The sequence below is a fragment of the Pseudomonas silesiensis genome (genome assembly GCF_001661075.1).
Taxonomy (GTDB): Bacteria; Pseudomonadota; Gammaproteobacteria; order Pseudomonadales; family Pseudomonadaceae; genus Aquipseudomonas; species Aquipseudomonas silesiensis.
Map to the genome: position 1 here is coordinate 4,308,674 of NZ_CP014870.1, position 17,777 is coordinate 4,326,450.

General features: G+C 56.8%; 14 protein-coding genes. 8 read left to right on the top strand and 6 right to left on the bottom strand.

The features are described 5' to 3' along the window. Positions 1-68: 68 nt before the first annotated feature. The 6 genes from PMA3_RS19085 to PMA3_RS19110 all read left to right on the top strand — a co-directional run bounded on the left by PMA3_RS19085 (position 69) and on the right by PMA3_RS19110 (position 8,429). Entirely contained in the window at positions 69-1,235 is a 1,167-nt protein-coding gene (locus PMA3_RS19085) for a 2-aminoethylphosphonate--pyruvate transaminase (RefSeq protein ID WP_082930377.1), read from the top strand. Between the two features lie 271 nt (positions 1,236-1,506). Continuing rightward, positions 1,507-2,850 carry an MFS transporter gene (locus PMA3_RS19090; protein WP_064678637.1) on the top strand — a complete coding sequence of 448 codons (1,344 nt, stop codon included), beginning with the start codon at positions 1,507-1,509 and terminating at the stop codon, positions 2,848-2,850. 39 nt (positions 2,851-2,889) lie between these two features. Beyond that, entirely contained in the window at positions 2,890-3,717 is an 828-nt protein-coding gene (phnX, locus tag PMA3_RS19095) for a phosphonoacetaldehyde hydrolase (protein WP_064678638.1), read from the top strand. A 71-nt stretch (positions 3,718-3,788) separates the two neighbouring features. Next, positions 3,789-5,309, top strand: a complete 1,521-nt coding sequence (gene exaC / locus PMA3_RS19100) for an acetaldehyde dehydrogenase ExaC (RefSeq protein ID WP_064678639.1) — start codon at positions 3,789-3,791, stop codon at positions 5,307-5,309. Positions 5,310-5,632: 323 nt separating this feature from the next. Then, complete coding sequence (locus PMA3_RS19105; RefSeq protein ID WP_064678640.1) at positions 5,633-6,766, top strand: pyridoxal-phosphate-dependent aminotransferase family protein; 1,134 nt, start codon at positions 5,633-5,635, stop codon at positions 6,764-6,766. A 289-nt stretch (positions 6,767-7,055) separates the two neighbouring features. Beyond that, positions 7,056-8,429, top strand: coding sequence for an IS1182 family transposase (locus PMA3_RS19110; protein WP_064678641.1), 1,374 nt, complete (start codon positions 7,056-7,058; stop codon positions 8,427-8,429). A gap of 222 nt (positions 8,430-8,651) precedes the next feature. Here PMA3_RS19110 and PMA3_RS19115 read toward each other — a convergent pair whose 3' ends face one another. Further along, a complete protein-coding gene (locus tag PMA3_RS19115; RefSeq protein WP_082930378.1) occupies positions 8,652-9,731 on the bottom strand; it encodes an HAD family hydrolase in 1,080 nt (359 codons plus the stop codon). A gap of 244 nt (positions 9,732-9,975) precedes the next feature. Beyond that, entirely contained in the window at positions 9,976-10,791 is an 816-nt protein-coding gene (locus PMA3_RS19120; RefSeq protein WP_064678642.1) for a hypothetical protein, read from the bottom strand. A gap of 493 nt (positions 10,792-11,284) precedes the next feature. On the opposite strand from PMA3_RS19120, the gene PMA3_RS19125 reads away from it, so the two are divergent. Next, a complete protein-coding gene (locus PMA3_RS19125; RefSeq protein ID WP_064678643.1) occupies positions 11,285-12,943 on the top strand; it encodes an arylsulfatase in 1,659 nt (552 codons plus the stop codon). Positions 12,944-13,049: 106 nt separating this feature from the next. Then, complete coding sequence (locus PMA3_RS19130; RefSeq protein WP_064678644.1) at positions 13,050-13,724, top strand: DUF3313 domain-containing protein; 675 nt, start codon at positions 13,050-13,052, stop codon at positions 13,722-13,724. A gap of 279 nt (positions 13,725-14,003) precedes the next feature. Here PMA3_RS19130 and PMA3_RS19135 read toward each other — a convergent pair whose 3' ends face one another. The 4 genes from PMA3_RS19135 to PMA3_RS19150 form a co-directional block, all read right to left on the bottom strand. Beyond that, positions 14,004-14,387 (bottom strand): VOC family protein, encoded by a 384-nt coding sequence (locus tag PMA3_RS19135; protein WP_064678645.1) that lies wholly within the window; start codon positions 14,385-14,387, stop codon positions 14,004-14,006. Positions 14,388-14,472: 85 nt separating this feature from the next. Next, on the bottom strand, positions 14,473-15,597 hold the full coding sequence (locus PMA3_RS19140) for an S-(hydroxymethyl)glutathione dehydrogenase/class III alcohol dehydrogenase (protein ID WP_064678646.1): 1,125 nt from the start codon (positions 15,595-15,597) through the stop codon (positions 14,473-14,475). A gap of 113 nt (positions 15,598-15,710) precedes the next feature. After that, on the bottom strand, positions 15,711-16,679 hold the full coding sequence (locus PMA3_RS19145; RefSeq protein WP_064678647.1) for a glycine betaine ABC transporter substrate-binding protein: 969 nt from the start codon (positions 16,677-16,679) through the stop codon (positions 15,711-15,713). A gap of 132 nt (positions 16,680-16,811) precedes the next feature. Continuing rightward, positions 16,812-17,729, bottom strand: a complete 918-nt coding sequence (locus PMA3_RS19150; protein ID WP_237140653.1) for a HalD/BesD family halogenase — start codon at positions 17,727-17,729, stop codon at positions 16,812-16,814. Between the last annotated feature and the right edge of the window lie 48 nt (positions 17,730-17,777).

Consider the following 17,777-nt stretch of genomic DNA (forward strand, 5'->3'; position numbering starts at 1 on the left):
TTTTTCAGCGAGTGTTTTTATTGGCCCATGCATCACTCCTCACAAAAACAATATCGCCGGAGAAGATCATGACCAAAGCTGAATTTCCGACCACACAGGCGCTGGCCACCCCAGCCCTGGGTGAACCCTACCTGCTGACCCCAGGCCCGTTGACCACTTCCAAAGCCACCAAGGAAGCCATGCTGCGCGACTGGGGTTCATGGGACGTTGCCTTCAATCAAGTCACTGCTGACGTTCGCCAGAGCTTGCTCAGCATGGCCGGGGTACAGGACGACAGCTTCGCCTGTGTGCCCTTGCAAGGCAGCGGCAGCTATTCGGTGGAGGCTGCGTTAGCCACGGCCATCCCTCGCGACGGTAAAGCGCTGGTGCTGATGAATGGCGCCTACGGCCAACGCGCAACAAAGACCCTGGAGTACCTAGGCCGCGCGTTCATTACCCTGGACAAAGGGGATTACCTGCCGCCGCAACCCGAGGAAGTGGACGCCCTGCTCAGGGACAACCCGGACGTGACCAACGTCTTCCTCGTCCATTGCGAAACCAGCTCCGGCATTCTCAATCCGCTGCGCGAAATCGCCGACGTGGTGAAGGCCCATGGCAAGAGCCTGATCATCGATGCCATGAGCTCCTTCGGAGCCGTGCCGTTGACGGTCAATGAAATAGCGTTCGACGTGGTGGTGTCGTCTGCCAACAAATGCATCGAGGGTATTCCGGGGTTCGGTTTCGTCATCATCCGCCGCTCCGTGCTGGAGGCCGCCAAAGGCCGCGCCAACTCACTGAGCCTCGACCTCTACGAGCAGTGGGTGTACATGGAGCGCACTGGCCAATGGCGCTTCACTCCACCGACCCACAGCGTCGTGGCCTTCCATAAAGCCCTGGAGCAACACAATGCCGAAGGCGGCGTGCATGGCCGCCTGGCACGCTACACCCGCAATCGCGATGTACTGGTCGCAGGCATGCGCGAACTCGGCTTCAGAACGTTGCTCGAGGACCGTTGGCTGTCGCCAATCATCACCACGTTCTTCAGCCCGGAACATCCGAACTTTGAGTTCAAGCGCTTCTACGATGAACTCAAGGCCCGCCAGTTCATCATCTACCCCGGCAAACTGACCGTAGCCGACAGTTTCCGTATCGGCTGTATCGGCCAGATCGACGAATACATCGTCCATCAATTGCTACGCGCCATCGCCGACAGTCTTGTGGCGATGAACGTCGACATGCAATTGCCGGCAGGCTGACTGCCCCGTTTAAAGGTCCTTGTCAATTCGAGCACAGGTGCAATGGGTAGCACCTGTGGGACAGGGATCTTTTTTAAACCATGGATTCGATGACTTATCGCCAGGCAGAGCCGGGCAGGAGTCAGCGACCGCGTCAATTCAATACTTAAAGCCTGATGCCATCTCACTGCCATCTGATCGATGTCGTGAGCATGGACAGATTTTCTGTACCGAAAACAAAAACAAAACCAATGACTGCGCTGTCTGGCACCACATACGGGATCAGAACACCATGAACAAGAACGCTACAAGTCCTCTCGCAACCGGCTGGAAATCTCTCCAGCGTTGGCGCGTGCAAGTTTTTCTCATCACTTGGGTGGCGTATGCCGGCTTCTACTTCACCCGCAAGGCGTTTTCTGTCGCCAAACTGGGTATTGGCGAAGACCCGGACTTCATGCTCGAAAAAGCCATGATGGCCAATCTCGATGCCCTCTACCTGACCGCGTATGCCGTGGGACAGTTTCTTTGGGGCAACTTCTCTGACCGTTTCGGGCCAAGGGTCGTGGTGCTGAGCGGGCTCGTCATCTCGGCGCTGGCCGCGCTGCTGATGGGTACCTACGCCACCTTGCCGATTTTCGCCTCCTGCATGCTGATCCAGGGCCTTGCCCAGTCCACCGGCTGGTCTGGCCTGTGCAAGAACGTCGGCAGTTTCTTCAGCACCAGTGAACGTGGTCGCGTGCTGGGTTACTGGAGTACCTCCTACGCCTTTGGCGGTCTGGTAGCCACACCGTTTGCCGGTTGGTGGGCCTACAACGCTTACCACGACTGGCGCATCGCGTTCATCAGCAGTGCTGTGGTGGTACTGGTGATAGCGGTGTTGTTCTTTTTCCTGCAACGCAACCGGCCGGAAGACGTCGGCCTGCCTCCCGTCGAGATCGAGATCGAACCCGTCAGCAACGTCGTGGTGCCGCGCGAAAGCATGTGGGCCGGCTTGCGCACGGTGATGAAAAACCGGACTGTGCTGGTGCTCGGCCTGGCCTATTTCATGCTCAAGCCAGCGCGCTACGCCATCCTCCTGTGGGGCCCGGTGATTATCTACGAACGCATGCCCGAGATCGGCAAGGTAGCCTCCGCCATCGTCCCCACGGCTTTTGAACTCGCTGGTCTGGCAGGTCCGATCCTCATCGGTATCGCATCAGATAAGTACTTCGGTGCTCGTCGTATGCCGGCCTGTGTCCTTAGCCTGGTTCTCCTTACCGTTTGCCTTGCGCTGTTCGTCCCCGCCATGCAGAGCGGCAGTCTTTACATGGTGGTCGGCCTGCTATTCATGATGGGCCTGACACTCTACGGGCCGGACTCGATGATGAGCGGCTCGGCTGCCATTGATTTCGGCAGTAAGGACGGTGCGGCCTCTGCCGCAGGTTTCGTCAACGGCTGCGGTTCGATAGGGGCGGTCCTCGGCGGCCTGTTACCAGGATATTTCGACACCACCACCATATTCCTGGTGTTCACCGTCGCGGCACTGCTGGCTAGCTTGATGTTGATTCCATTTTGGAACAGCCGCCCGAAAACGGTGGAAAACATAGAGCTGACCTCGACTCCCGTGCAACCGGTCATCGTCGGCACCAATTCCTGAACCCGAACCAACAAATCACCCATCACTGGAGCAATCACCATGCATTACAAGCAACCTTCTCAACTGCAAGCCGTGGTTCTGGACTGGGCGGGCACCGTGGTTGATTTCGGGTCTTTCGCACCGACTCAGATTTTCGTCGAAGCCTTTGCCGAGTTCGGCGTTGCAGTCTCTCTGCAAGAAGCTCGCGGGCCGATGGGCATGGGCAAGTGGGATCACATCCGCACGCTGTGCAACGAGCCGCAGATTGCCGACCGCTACCATGCCGTCTTCGGCCGGTTGCCAACCGATGATGATGTCACCGCCCTCTACGAGCGCTTCATGCCGTTGCAGATCGAAAAAATCGCCCTGCACTCGGCGCTGATTCCCGGTGCGCTCAATACCATCAATGGCTTGCGCGACAAGGGTCTGAAAATCGGCTCCTGCTCAGGCTACCCGGCCGTGGTCATGGAAAAAGTCGTGGAACTGGCGCGCAAGAACGGCTATGTCACCGACCATGTGGTGGCGACCGACGAAGTGCCCAATGGACGCCCGCACCCGGCCCAGGCCTTGGCCAACGTGATTGCGCTGGGGATCAGCGACGTCGCCGCTTGCGTGAAGGTCGATGACACCTGGCCCGGCATCCTCGAAGGTCGGAGCGCGGGCATGTGGACCGTCGCGCTGACCTGCTCCGGCAATGCACTGGGCCTGACCTATGAAGAATTCAAGGATTTATCCCTGGAGGAGTTGGCCGAGGAACGCGCGCGCATCATCAAGATGTTTGAGGGCTCTCGCCCGCACTACCTGATCGACACCATCGTTGATTTGCCGGCGGTGATCGAAGACATCAATGCCCGGCTGGCACGTGGAGAAACCCCTCAGGGCTCCTGACCCGGGCTTGTGCAATTGACAGTGGCCGTCCCAGGGACGGTCACAACCAAAAACAACAAGAGAACACCACCATGAACTACGCCCACCCTGGCACGCCCGGTGCCATCGTTTCCTTCAAGTCCCGTTACGGTAACTACATCGGCGGCGAGTTCGTCGCGCCTGTCAAAGGTCAGTACTTCACCAATACCTCGCCAGTGAATGGCCAACCCATTGCCGAATTCCCGCGCTCCAGCGCCGAAGACATCGAAAAAGCCCTGGACGCTGCCCACGCCGCTGCCGATGCCTGGGGCGCCACGTCCGTCCAGGCGCGCTCGCTGGTGCTGCTGAAAATCGCCGACCGCATCGAACAGAACCTGGAACTCCTGGCAATCACCGAGTCCTGGGACAACGGCAAAGCCGTGCGCGAAACCCTTAACGCCGACATCCCGCTGGCCGCCGACCACTTCCGCTACTACGCCGGTTGCATCCGTGCGCAGGAAGGCAGCGCCGCCGAGATCGATGGCAACACCGTGGCCTATCACATCCATGAACCGCTGGGCGTGGTCGGGCAGATCATTCCGTGGAACTTCCCGATCCTGATGGCCGCCTGGAAACTCGCCCCGGCCCTGGCCGCCGGCAACTGCGTGGTGCTCAAGCCTGCCGAGCAAACCCCGCTGGGCATTACCGTGCTGATGGAACTGATCGGCGACCTGCTGCCGCCTGGCGTGTTCAACGTGGTGCAAGGCTTCGGCAAAGAAGCCGGTGAAGCCCTGGCCACCAGCAAGCGCATCGCCAAGATCGCCTTCACCGGCTCGACCCCGGTTGGCTCGCACATCATGAAATGCGCGGCTGAAAACATCATTCCGTCCACCGTGGAGCTGGGTGGCAAATCGCCGAACATCTTCTTCGAAGACATCATGCAGGCCGAACCGTCCTTCATCGAAAAAGCCGCCGAGGGCCTGGTGCTGGCGTTCTTCAACCAGGGCGAAGTCTGCACCTGCCCGTCCCGCGCGCTGGTGCAGGAGTCGATCTACGACGAGTTCATGCAAGTGGTGATGAAGAAGGTCCTGCAAATCAAACGCGGCGACCCGCTGGACACCGACACCATGGTCGGCGCCCAGGCGTCCGAGCAGCAATTCGACAAGATCCTGTCGTACCTGGAAATCGCCAAGGGCGAAGGCGCCGAGCTGCTGACCGGCGGCAAGGTGGAAAAACTCGAGGGCAACCTGGCGACCGGGTATTACATCCAGCCGACCCTGCTCAAGGGCACCAACAAAATGCGCGTGTTCCAGGAAGAAATCTTTGGCCCGGTGGTGAGCATCACCACCTTCAAGGACGAAGCCGAAGCCCTGGCCATCGCCAACGACACCGAGTTCGGCCTCGGTGCCGGCCTGTGGACCCGCGACATCAACCGCGCCTACCGCATGGGCCGCGCGATCAAGGCCGGTCGGGTGTGGACCAACTGCTACCACCTGTACCCGGCGCACGCCGCATTCGGTGGCTACAAGAAGTCCGGCGTCGGTCGTGAAACCCACAAGATGATGCTCGACCATTATCAGCAGACCAAAAACCTGCTGGTGAGCTACGACATCAACCCGCTGGGCTTCTTCTAACCGGCCCGGAACACCGCAATACCTTGTAGGAGCAGCCGGTCGACGCTCGATTGCTCGCGATGGACGTGAACGATTACGTGTACTGCCAGAATGTTCGCGGCGCCCTCTCGTCCTTCGTCGGAACGCCGCCCGGAGCAAGCTCGCTCCTACAGGATCACGTCGTACCTGCAGGAGCGAGTTTTAATCGCGCGCTCCCTGGCGCCAGCAAGTCCTCCTTATCCTCCTTCCAACAGATATATCAATTTGATCCCGGGCCACCTTGTCATTTGCCAAGGCTTGAGGCAGGGTCGATAACATTGACACTTCTGCCACAGGAGTTACCCATGTCAAAGCTATATCCCAGTATCGATCCCGAGGGACTGGTCGAGTACTCGGTGGTCTACACCGACCGCTCGCTCAACCACATGTCGCAGGCGTTCCAAGGGGTGATGAACAATATCTCCAGCACCCTGAAACAGGTCTACAACGCCCAGGCCGTTGCGGTGGTCCCCGGCAGCGGCACCTTCGGCATGGAAGCGGTGGCGCGACAGTTTGCCGGCGGCCAGCAATGCCTGGTGATCCGCAACGGCTGGTTCAGTTATCGCTGGAGCCAGATCCTCGAGATGGGCAACATCCCGGCGGCGACCACGGTATTGAAAGCCCGTCCGGTCGAGGCTGGTCGCCAGGCTGCCTACGCCCCTCCCCCCCTGGACGAAGTGCTGGCAACCATTCAGGCGCAGAAGCCGCAAGTCGTGTTCGCCCCCCACGTTGAAACCTCATCGGGGATCATCCTGCCCGATGACTACCTGCGCGCCGTCGGCGACGCCGTGCACGCGGTGGGTGGCCTGTTCGTGCTGGACTGCATCGCCTCGGGCGCGCTGTGGGTCGATATGCACAAGTGCGCTATCGACCTGCTGATCAGTGCGCCGCAGAAAGGCTGGAGCGCTTCCCCTTGCTGCGCCCTGGTGATGTTCAGCCCCCTGGCCCTGGAGCGCATCGAGCAGACGCAGAGCAGCAGCTTCGCCTGCGACCTGAAAAAATGGCTGCAGATCATGCAGGCCTACGAACAGGGCGGGCATGCCTATCACGCGACCATGCCCAGCGATGCGCTGGCGCGTTTTAGCGAAATAATGAAAGAGACCCAGGCCTATGGCTTCGACAAGGTTCGCGACGAACAGCAGGCGCTGGGCGACCGGGTGCGCGCCCTATTGACCGCCAAAGGAATCAAGAGCGTGGCCGCAGCCGGGTTTGAGGCCCCTGGCGTCGTAGTCAGCTATACCGACGATGCCGAGATCAAGAGCGGCAAGAAATTTGCCGCGCAAGGCCTGCAGATCGCCGCCGGCGTGCCGTTGCAATGCGACGAGCCGGCCGACTTCCAGACCTTTCGCATCGGCCTGTTCGGACTCGAAAAGCTGCACAATATCGAGCGCACGGTCAGCACACTCGAAGAGGCGCTGGACGAGGTGATGGGTCACTAAGCTTTCGCAGCACACACGAACCTGTGGCGAGGGCGCTCGCTCCCTCGCCACAGTATTTGGCAGCCCTTGAAAGATGTGTAGATACCCACCTTCTGCGAGCCACGAATCGCTATGCCCTCAAAGCTGTGCAGGTCATTTGCGCGACGACCAGATCGGCCAGACCAAAAGTAAAACGGGTCGGTCGTTACCCATCGTGACAGGCAGCAATCGGCCGATTCTGTTGAAAAAGTAGATCTCCTGCCTGGCCTGCGGCAAAATCAGGTCATCGGCCAGCGGGGGGATTCGCAGCATGATGGGACAATTGTCGAGTGGGCAAGAGAGACTGTTTTACTCGTTCAACATTGAAGATCACATCCCAGCCAATCACCTCCTGCGCAACATTGATCGATGCCTCGATCTAAGCGATCTACGCCATTACCTCGCCGACTTTTATAGCCCAATCGGGCGTCCATCGATTGATCCTGAACTGATGATTCGCCTGCTGATCGTAGGTTACTGCTACGGCATTCGCTCCGAACGCAGGTTGTGCGAAGAGGCTCATTTGAACCTGGCATATCGCTGGTTCTGCCGGTTGAGCCTCGAAGACGAAGTCCCCAATCACTCTACGTTTTCCAAGAATCGGCACGGTCGTTTTCGCGACAGTTCGTTGTTTCGCTGGCTGTTCAACGAAGTGCTGCGTCGCTGCATGGACGCAGGTCTGGTCAAGGGCGAAGGTTTTGCTGTGGACGCGAGCGTCATCAAGGCGGACGCCAGTCGGCAACGTGGCGTACCCGGAAATGAAGAGATCAACTGGAGCGATCCGTCGTTGAGTACTCGCGCCGTCCGTGAGTACCTTGAAGCGCTGGATGAAGAAGCTTTGGCCGAAGCACTGCCCAAGCGCCTGTCACTGACTGATCCGCTTTCTCGTTGGACCGCAGCGCCAGGGGGCCCGGCGTTCTTCGCGTACTCGACGAACTACCTGATTGATGTCGAGCATGGCGTGATCATGGATGTGGAACCAACGCCAGCTCATCGAACCGCCGAGGTCGAGAGCACCAAGACCATGATTGAGCGGGTCGAAGAGCACTTCGATATCAAGCCGGATCGGCTCATCGGCGATACCGCTTATGGAACCGCACCGATGTTGGCCTGGATGGTCGACGAAAAAGAAATCGAGCCGCATGTGCCGGTTTGGGACAAAACCGAGCGTAAGAACAAGAGCCTCTCGATCAGTGATTTTCAATGGAGTGAAAAAGCGCAGGAATATCGTTGCCCCACGGGGCACGCCCTGCGTAGCGAGTGGCGGGCCTTCAAGAACCAGCGCTCACATGTCACGAAAGCCGACACCATCATCTTTCGATCCCGGCAAACAGACTGCTCTAAATGCTCGATGAAAGAGCGCTGCTGCCCAAACACCTCGTTCCGAAAAATCGCCCGTAGCGTCCATGAGGCGGCACGCAATGTTGCTCGGCGAATTGCCGCAACACCGCAATACGTGTGCTCTCGCCATGAGCGCAAAAAGGTCGAAATGTTGTTCGCTCACCTCAAACGAATCCTGAAACTGGATCGATTAAGGCTACGAGGAATGACCGGTGCAAACGACGAATTTACCTTGGCCGCTGCGGTACAGAATTTAAGAAGACTGGCGAAACTGACCTCACAAGGGCCGCCGGCCACGGGATAGGTACGCCCGGAATCAGCAAAAACTCTCAAATTAACCCACTGACCAAGCTGCAAAGATCAACGCAGAACCCAAAAACCACCCAGCGTGGTGAACAGGTTCTGAAGTGACGGCCAAGCTTAATGTCTTCCAGTCTGAAATTTCGACTTTTTCAACAGAATCGGCCAATAGCAGCCCTTCATGATCGGCTGCTATCGGCTAACGGAGTTCAACTACAGCTGCATTTCACTCGAATGCAAAAATCTTCTTCCAGTCCTTTTTCATGCTGATCACAGTCCAGCCTTCACTTGTCGCCTGGTTATATAACGCGTCAGTAAAGGTGCCCACTTTGGTATCCGGTAGTCCTTGCGCAGGACCATAGGCGTACTCACGTTCTGCGTCGTCATGCAGGATCAGCATCGCTAGGCGCGCACCCTTGCCGGACTTGGCGTACTCCAGCATTTGCCTGTCACCGGTGGAGTTGCCGAAGGCTGCATAGGGCTGGCGGCCAACCAGCAGGTAAATGTTCTCAGGCTTGCCGGCATCGTTGTCGTTGAGCAGTATCTTGGGTTGCTTGATCAGCTGCGGCTTGCCGCTTTTGTCGTAGCCATACTCGGTAGTCCCGGCACTGCCGACGACCTGTTCGGGAGGTACACCATAGACCTCTTCGGAATAGGCGCGAACGAAATCCTGTCCACCGCCGGTGACGATGTACGTTCTGTACCCATTGTCACGCAGGTACTGCATGACTTCCTTCATCGGCTGGTACGTCAATTCGGTAAACGGGCGCTTCCAGCGAGGGTCTTTGGCTTTGGCCAGCCAGGCATGGACTTCCTGCTTGAACTCGTCCGTGGGCATGCCGCTCAGGGTGACCATGGCAATTTTCAGATAGTCATCAAGGGTCAGTTTCGCCATGGCGGCATGATCTCCCGACAGCACTGTCTTAAACGGTTCAACCTGAGCCAGCTCAGGTTTCTCCTCTACTGCGGCAGGTACGCGACTCAGGCAATAGAACAATTGACCATAGGCAGGGTGCTCGACCCACAACGTGCCGTCCTGATCGAACGTCGCGATGCGATCGGCTGGCGCCACGAACTGAGTACCACCTTCCTTGGTGGTCGCTTTGACAAACTCTACGATGGCTTGCTTGGCCGGCCCCTCATTCCAGGACGCTAAAGGGTCGGCAGCGAACACCGCTGTCGAAGCTATCAGGCTCAACCCAATTACGGCGAGGGGTGAGCCATAGCGTCGCCTGACGTGGGAATCCGGGTGGTTCGCAGAGACTATGGAGTTCCAGGTACGCCGCACCAAGATCATGAGTTTCATGAATGATTACCTATGGCTGGATTGGTAAATCGTTGGTGGTTACATGGCTGCTCACTCTGGCGATGACTACAGCAGTCAGTTGGGAGTCCAGTGTAGATGTTTTGGTCATACCTGCAGTTTCCGCAATCGTATGGAGTACCCGATAGCCTGCCTGTCGCGAAGGTTTGCAACCCAAAGCTGACAGTGGCAACGGGCAGAACTCGGCCAAAAGCATACACTTACATGGTCCGTTGAAACTTGGCACTCACTTGGGAAACAACAGTGTAAACGCCACCCGGAATCCCCAGCCCTCAGCACCATCTTTCGGACTATCTGCCCAATAACGTGGTCCTGCTTGCAGTGTCATGGGTTGATGGCCGACTTTGAACAACTGGGTGACGAAAAGGTTGATTGGCACTGACCATTCGCGGGTCTGCCAGTCATAGGTGGATTCGGTGTTGATGCCGAAGGTGGTGTAGGTGTGAGTGGTGTAGCTGAAGAAAGGTTGCAGGAAAGTCGCGTTGACCTTGTCCTTGTCATCGGGCGGGCTGTTTTCCAGCGACCAGATGTGATTGGCCAGAATGCCGCGGGTCCAACCATTGCTCTGCTTGAGGGCCACCGCTGTGGGCCCCAACCCCCATTGCTCACTGCTCAAAAGCTCATCGCTCCCGGTCGGCACCAGAATGGCCGGTCCTGCCCCCAAAATCCAGCCACTGGAAGTCGGCTGCCTGGGTGAAAAAAAGAAGCTCTGGGTCACATCCCCCAAACCGGATTTGTCCGCCTGCCCGTCAGGTACCAGACCATGCTGATCAATGATCGGCAGGATGGTTCGGGAGATCAGGTTCCACTCGTCATTGATACTGAATGGCAGTACTGGCTGGATGTTGGTGACACTTTGGTAGCCCTCACTGCTCGGGCCGAGTTTTTGGTTCCAGTTGTACTGAATAGGTACGCTGTAGAGCGCGGCGACGGGATTCAGCGTTTGCTTGGCCAGCTCGGCCTGACTATCGGCGGCGAGGCTGATTTCAGGCCATACCACCGCAAAGGTAATGAAAGGAGCAAGTCGAACGCCGTTGTTCATTTCCAACTCCTTTCTCGAAATTGAGAGCTTGGGTTGTCGTGTCGCGGTGACAAAGCTGAGGACGACCCTGCCGCCAATGAGCTTAGATCAGGTATCTGAACGATGTTCGAAGGGGAAAAATACTATCTCCGGTCAGTCAGATTAATTCGTATTAACTAACGTTCCGTTGAGCCATCGATCAGTCACCCCCTCTACATCGGGGCGAAATATTCTCCATTGAAAGGAGTGTCCCAAAACTTTATTAGACAAAAACAGAAGATGGTTTCTTCAGAAAGCGTCTATTGATACAGCCAGAGCACTCACCACGTACACCTGAGAAACCGCACTAGACTCTATCCTGCGCCTTAACTTGTGCATGGTCATGCAGGAAGGGGGAAATGATTCTGTACGCAGTACCTAGGCTAATTACTCGGTGGTCAACGCACCAAGTGTCAATGTAGTTGTGCACTCATCACCAGGTTGCCAACACAATGAAACAACGAGGATTGCTGGTATGGACAAGCTATCGGATCGTTTCAAGCTGTCTGTCGTGTTTGCTGCATTATTGTCATTGAACGGACTTGCCCACGCGGCTCAAACGGAAAAGACCAATATTCTGTTTATCGTCTCCGACGATACCGGCTATGGCGACCTAGGCCCCTACGGCGGTGGGGTCGGTCGAGGCATGCCCACCCCCAGCATCGATGAGTTGGCGGCAGAAGGGGTCACTTTCTACTCTTTTTATGCCCAGCCAAGCTGCACACCGGGTCGGGCGGCCATGCAAACCGGGCGTATCCCCAATCGTAGCGGCATGACTACCGTCGCCTTCCAGGGCCAGGGCGGAGGCTTGCCCGCCGCCGAGTGGACCTTGGCATCGGTGTTGAAAACTGGCGGCTACGACACCTATTTCACCGGCAAATGGCATTTGGGCGAAGCCGATTATGCGTTGCCCAATGCGCAGGGTTATGACGTGATGAAATACGTCGGCCTGTACCACCTCAACGCCTACACCTACGCTGACCCGACCTGGTTCCCGGACATGGATCCGGAAACCCGCGAGATGTTCCAGAGGGTCACCAAGGGCGCTTTGTCCGGCAAGGCGGGTGAAAAACCGGTCGAAGAATTCAAGGTCAACGGTCAGTACGTGGACACGCCTGTCGTAGACGGCAAACCCGGCGTGGTCGGCATTCCGTTCTTTGACAACTACGTCGAAAAAGCCGCCCTGGAGTTTCTCGACACGGCAGCCAAATCGGACAAGCCGTTTTTCATCAACGTCAATTTCATGAAAGTGCACCAGCCGAACATGCCGGCACCGGAGTTCGTGCATAAATCTATGTCCAAGTCCAAGTACGCCGACTCAGTGGTCGAACTCGATACACACATCGGTCGCATTTTGGACAAGCTCAAGGCGCTGGGTCTAGATAAGAACACGCTTGTGGTTTACACCACTGACAACGGTGCCTGGCAGGATGTGTATCCGGATGCCGGCTACACCCCGTTCCGCGGGACCAAGGGCACGGTACGTGAAGGCGGCAACCGGGTACCGGCCATTGCCGTCTGGCCAGACAAGATCAAGCCGGACACAAAAAACCACGAGATCCTGGGGGGCCTGGACTTGATGGCGACGTTCGCCTCTGTCGCTGGCGTGAAGCTGCCGGAAAAAGATCGCGAAGGTCAGCCAATCATCTTCGACAGTTACGACATGACCCCGGTACTCACCGGCAGTGGTCCTTCTCCACGCAAAGAGTGGTTCTACTTTACCGAGAACGAACTGTCGCCGGGGGCGGCCCGTGTCGGTAACTACAAGGCCGTGTTCAACCTGCGCGGCGACAATGGTGCGCAAACCGGTGGCTTGGCGGTGGACTCTAATCTGGGATGGAAAGGCGCAGAAAAATACGTGGCCACCGTGCCGCAGGTCTTTGACTTGTGGCAAGACCCGCAAGAGCGCTATGACCTGTTCATGAACAACTTTACCGAACGCACCTGGACAATGGTGCCGATCACGGGCGCGATCATCAAGTTGATGAAAACCTACGCCGATTATCCACCCCGCAAACTGCAAAGCATGGGTTATGACGGGCCGATCGAGCTGTCGCAGTACCAGAAATTCCAGTACGTGCGTGACGTCCTAAAAAAAGAAGGTATCAACTTGCCGATGCCAGCCGGTAATTAGTCAACTTGGCAATGGATGGCGGCTCTATCCAGGGGCTGCCATTTTGCGTCTCGAGGTTTCTGAGAACCCACTAATGCGTTGATAACTCACTACCGGGAGCATCAAAATGAAAACCATCTATAAATGGCTTGTCTGTATAGCGGTATGCAGTCTGCTGATCGCAGGTTGCACCACCAAGGTTACGGAGAAAGATCAATTTTCGGGCTTCCTGCCCAGTTACGATGGCTTGCAGCAAGTGACCTCACCCAGTGGCCATGCAGTGCTCCGCTGGATGGCGCCGGACTTCAAACCGGCGAGTTATGACACCGTAGTGTTTGACCGCCTGCAGATCTATCCGGCGCCAAAGCCGAATGAGCGGGTCAATCTGCAAACCCTGCAAGAAATCCAGGCATTCGCCAACGACAGTGTGAACAGTGTGCTTTCGCAGAAATATCAGGTTGTGCGTACTGTCCAGTTAGTGCCAAACGGTGCGCGAGCTATGATCATGCGTACAGCGATTACTGGCGTAACGGCTTCCAATGAAGGCATGCGTTGGTATGAAATAGTGCCAATAGCAGCAGTGGTAGGTGCCACCGAAGCCCTTACGGGTCACCGCACTCAAGATACTGAACTGTACGTCGAAGCGGATTTTGTCGATGCCGTCTCCGGCAAGCCATTGGCGAGAGTCGTGCGTAAGATTTTCGGTACAACCTTGAAAAATGACAGCCAAGAGATTACCGCCAACGATTTTAAGGCTGCGATCAGAGATACTATGCGTGACCTGCAAGCGCTCCTGAAGTAGCAAGTTATAGGCATCATTCTGCGCAACTGGTCAGCTTTTCAACGTAATGGCTGACCAGTGCGCTTTCTAGAAACTCTGCTCTGTAAACCTGACCTAGCGCTTTCTGAATGTCTGCAATGGGTCGATTCTGTTGAAAAAGTCGGTTTTTTCAGAGTGCCGTAGGATGGATCAATGAAAGCGCCTCTTCAGCACGCTTCTACGTGAAATCTCAGCCTGGAAAGGCTCTGCGTACATTCAGGATTTCAATCTCCGACGAGGAATGCGCAGCTTCAATGAGGCTCAGGCGGCCTTGAAGCAGTACGCGGCCAGCTTGTTACCGTCCAGATCCCGGGCATAGGCGGCATAGGCATCAGGTGCCCAGCCTCGTGGGCCGGGTGTGCCTTCGCAGGTGCCACCGCAGGCCAGAGCCGCCGCGTGAAAGGCATCGATTGCGGCGCGATTCGGTGCTTCAAAGCTGACAGTGACCCCGTTGCCGACGCTGGCGGGTGCGCCGTTTGCCGGTTTCAGCACGAAGAAGGACGGGGCATTCTCACCCCAGATCGATCCATTCTCATTCAGATCCGCGATGCGTTTCAGGCCGAGTGCGCCGAGTACATTGTCGTAAAAACTGCGGGCCTTTTGCAGATCGTTGGTACCGACGGTGACGTGAGTGAAGATGCTCATATTAGTACTCTCTTTGATACAGGGGATGGGTATTGCAGTTCGACCGGGCGCTGCTCGATTGACGATGTACGCCGGGGCGGTTCTATCAGTGTTCGAAATGGATAACGGTGCGTATGCTCTTGCCTTCATGCATCAAATCGAAGGCCTTGTTGATGTCTTCAAGCCCCATGGTATGGGTGATGAAGGTGTTCAACGGGATTTCGCCGGTTTTAGCCTTCTCGACATAAGCGGGTAATTCGCTGCGACCTTTGACACCGCCGAAAGCGGAGCCACGCCAGACGCGGCCGGTCACCAGCTGGAACGGTCGAGTACTGATTTCCTGGCCCGCACCCGCGACACCGATGATCACCGACTCGCCCCATCCCTTATGGCAGCATTCCAGGGCCGCACGCATGAGATTGACGTTGCCGATGCATTCGAAGGAGTAGTCCACGCCACCTTCGGTCATCTCGACGATCACCTCCTGGATGGGCCTGTCGTAATCCTTTGGGTTGATGAAGTCAGTGGCTCCCAATTGCCTGGCGATCTCGAACTTGGCCGGGTTGATATCGATCGCGATGATTCGACCCGCCTTGGCCATGGTGGCGCCGATGATCGCGGCCAGGCCGATACCGCCCAGGCCGAAGATGGCCACGCTGGCGCCCTCTTCCACCTTGGCCGTATTGAGTACCGCACCAATGCCGGTGGTCACGCCGCAACCGAGCAGGCAGACCTTGTCCAGTGGCGCGTCCTTGGGGATCTTGGCCAGGGAAATGTCCGGCAGCACGGTGTATTCGGAAAAGGTCGAGGTGCCCATGTAATGGAATACGGGTTGGCCCTTGTAGGAAAAGCGACTGGTGCCATCCGGCATCAGGCCCTTACCTTGAGTGGCACGGATCTTCTGACAAAGGTTGGTCTTGCCGGATGTACAGAATTTGCACTCGCCGCATTCCGGGGTGTACAGCGGGATCACATGATCGCCCACTGCGAGGGAAGTCACCCCCTCACCGATGGCCACGACGATACCGCCGCCTTCATGACCGAGAATGACCGGAAAGATACCTTCCGGATCGGCACCGGACAGCGTAAAGGCATCGGTATGGCAAACGCCGGTGGCGATGATCCGGACCAGCACTTCCCCGGCCTGTGGGGGTGCCACATCGACTTCGACAATTTGCAGGGGCTGATTGGCCGCGAACGCGACAGCCGCCCGTGATTTGATCTTATTCATAAAATTCCGCACGCAAAAAAGGCTGCCTCTAGATAGAAGCAAAGAAAAATCAGGAGTGATTTCGGTGTTGAGAAGGCGTTACCGCTGGCGGGCGTCCTTGCCCCGATTGCCGATTAAAGCGCTGCCTGGATTTTGTTGGCGACAGCTTCATCCACCCAGTTGTGCCACACCTCCGGGTGTTCCTTGAGGAAAATCCTGGCCAGCTTGGGCGATTCGATGCGTTCCCTGGTCATCCGCGCCAGGTTCTGATTCAACAGTTCAATGGGAATATTGACCTTCTCCAGCACTGCAACCAGTTCGGGTGCCTGCTCATGGAAGGCTTTGGAAATACCGACTTTGGTCACCACGGTTTTGTCGACACCCGGTTTTTCTTCCAGCCGTATCGCATCGATCTGTCCCATCAGCGGCGTCGGTGACCAGTAGTAGAACAGCACCGGTTCACCGCGCTTGTAGCTGGACAGTACGGCGGCATCCAATGCAGCACCGGTTCCGGGACGGAAGTTGGTGAAGGTGTTTTCAAGACCGTAGTCTTTCAACATCTCAGTGTTTTCCTGTTCACAAATCCAACCCGCAGGACAGTTGTAGAAGCGGCCCTTGGACGGCTCTTCCGCGTCTCGAAAAACCTCAGGGTACTTGCTCAGGTCAGCGACCGTTTTGAGGTCCGGCGCTCGGGCCGGTTTGTTACGTTTTGCGTCCCCCTCAACCACATAACGCGGCACGTACCAGCCCTGGACGGCCCCCATGATCGGTGAGCCAATCGCAACGACCTTTCCGGCCGCCGCAGCCTTTTTCCAGACTTCGCTACGCTCCATCCACTCTTCGCCGAATACCTGGATGTCGTTGCTGGCCAGAGCGGTCTCAAGAATGATGGTATTGCCGACCAACTGGTCGGTTTCACAGCCGTATCCTTCCTTGAGCACAATCATCATGATGTCGGTGAGCAGCATCCCGCTCTCCCAGTTCAGACCGGCAAACTTTACCGGCTTGCCCGATTCACACCACCCTGAAGCCTGGCTTGAAGCACTGGCAACCAATACGCCGAGCGTGAGCAACGAGGCCAGCAAGTTCTTCCTGTATTTCATGATCAGACGCTCCGAAATTATTGTTGGGGGCAGCGAGCTGTCGCGTGCTGCACAGGCGGCAAACGAGACCCACGGATCGAACGTGGACAAGTGCCTGTGCAAACACGTGGAGCGAAGAAGTGTCGAGTGCTTTTATTGTGAGTGGCGCTGATCCTGAACCAAAGGCTCTACCGACGTACGTCCGTAAAACAATTTACGCGCATAGTCGCTGAATTCGACATTGGGCTGATCCACGTAAGCCAATACCGCGTTGAGCCTGAGCGTGTCCCCTGCCACCGGCGTCACACGATGCAGTGAATAGCGGCCACGAAACAAAGTCAGGGTGCCGGGCACCTGAGGCAGAACTTCTATCTTCTGAGTGGCGGGGTTATCCAGGAATTGCCTGACCTCGTCATGGCAATCGTCGTGCTCGTTACGCAGCATGCGTACATACTCGAAATCCCCACCGGCACTCGCGGCCTGAAGTGACAGCGTCACGCTGAAGTCGGAGCGATCAAAGTGCCACCCCAACTGTTGCCCTGCCGTAAAGCCCTGCAGGTTAAGCGCCGCTAACGGATCGGCATGGCGATAGAGCACGTCCAGCTTCAATACATCTCGAATGAAAGAAAGTACTTCGTCCGATTGGTAAATCTGCCTGATCAGATTGTCCGCCGGGATATCGGCGTAAGCGACCGTGTCTTTCACAGTGCTCATCAACCGCCGCAGTGGGTGCTCTGGATCGACGCTTTCGTCCTGAGGCTTGAAATACACCGTGTGGTTTTCGCGAAAATGAAACATGCGTGGGTGCAGTGCAAGGGTTTGATCCGCCATCGTGCCGACCACTTCATCGCGGACAAACCCCGGGAAGATCGCAACGCCTTCCTCGCCAAGCAACGATTGACTTCGAGCGACCAGGTCCAGATACGCCGGGTCGGTTCGATCGGTGATGGGATAACGCTCAAGGTCGACGATATCGCCCAGAGTGACTGCAGGTGTGAAGGCAAGCTTTGTCATGTTTGTTGTTCTCCGATGGCGGTTGCTGAAACCAGATTGCACCGGAGCAAAAAACAAGTCACGCTCATATTATTACGCAAATTTGTGAATTATTTTCAGGTCGCT

Excerpts from the sequence above, each read along its gene's own strand:
- PMA3_RS19085 (WP_082930377.1), top strand. The coding sequence starts at position 69 with ATGACCAAAGCTGAATTTCCGACCACACAGGCGCTGGCCACCCCAGCC.
- PMA3_RS19090 (WP_064678637.1), top strand. The coding sequence starts at position 1,507 with ATGAACAAGAACGCTACAAGTCCTCTCGCAACCGGCTGGAAATCTCTC.
- phnX (WP_064678638.1), top strand. The coding sequence starts at position 2,890 with ATGCATTACAAGCAACCTTCTCAACTGCAAGCCGTGGTTCTGGACTGG.
- exaC (WP_064678639.1), top strand. The coding sequence starts at position 3,789 with ATGAACTACGCCCACCCTGGCACGCCCGGTGCCATCGTTTCCTTCAAG.
- PMA3_RS19105 (WP_064678640.1), top strand. The coding sequence starts at position 5,633 with ATGTCAAAGCTATATCCCAGTATCGATCCCGAGGGACTGGTCGAGTAC.
- PMA3_RS19110 (WP_064678641.1), top strand. The coding sequence starts at position 7,056 with ATGATGGGACAATTGTCGAGTGGGCAAGAGAGACTGTTTTACTCGTTC.
- PMA3_RS19115 (WP_082930378.1), bottom strand. The coding sequence starts at position 9,731 with ATGAAACTCATGATCTTGGTGCGGCGTACCTGGAACTCCATAGTCTCT.
- PMA3_RS19120 (WP_064678642.1), bottom strand. The coding sequence starts at position 10,791 with ATGAACAACGGCGTTCGACTTGCTCCTTTCATTACCTTTGCGGTGGTA.
- PMA3_RS19125 (WP_064678643.1), top strand. The coding sequence starts at position 11,285 with ATGGACAAGCTATCGGATCGTTTCAAGCTGTCTGTCGTGTTTGCTGCA.
- PMA3_RS19130 (WP_064678644.1), top strand. The coding sequence starts at position 13,050 with ATGAAAACCATCTATAAATGGCTTGTCTGTATAGCGGTATGCAGTCTG.
- PMA3_RS19135 (WP_064678645.1), bottom strand. The coding sequence starts at position 14,387 with ATGAGCATCTTCACTCACGTCACCGTCGGTACCAACGATCTGCAAAAG.
- PMA3_RS19140 (WP_064678646.1), bottom strand. The coding sequence starts at position 15,597 with ATGAATAAGATCAAATCACGGGCGGCTGTCGCGTTCGCGGCCAATCAG.
- PMA3_RS19145 (WP_064678647.1), bottom strand. The coding sequence starts at position 16,679 with ATGAAATACAGGAAGAACTTGCTGGCCTCGTTGCTCACGCTCGGCGTA.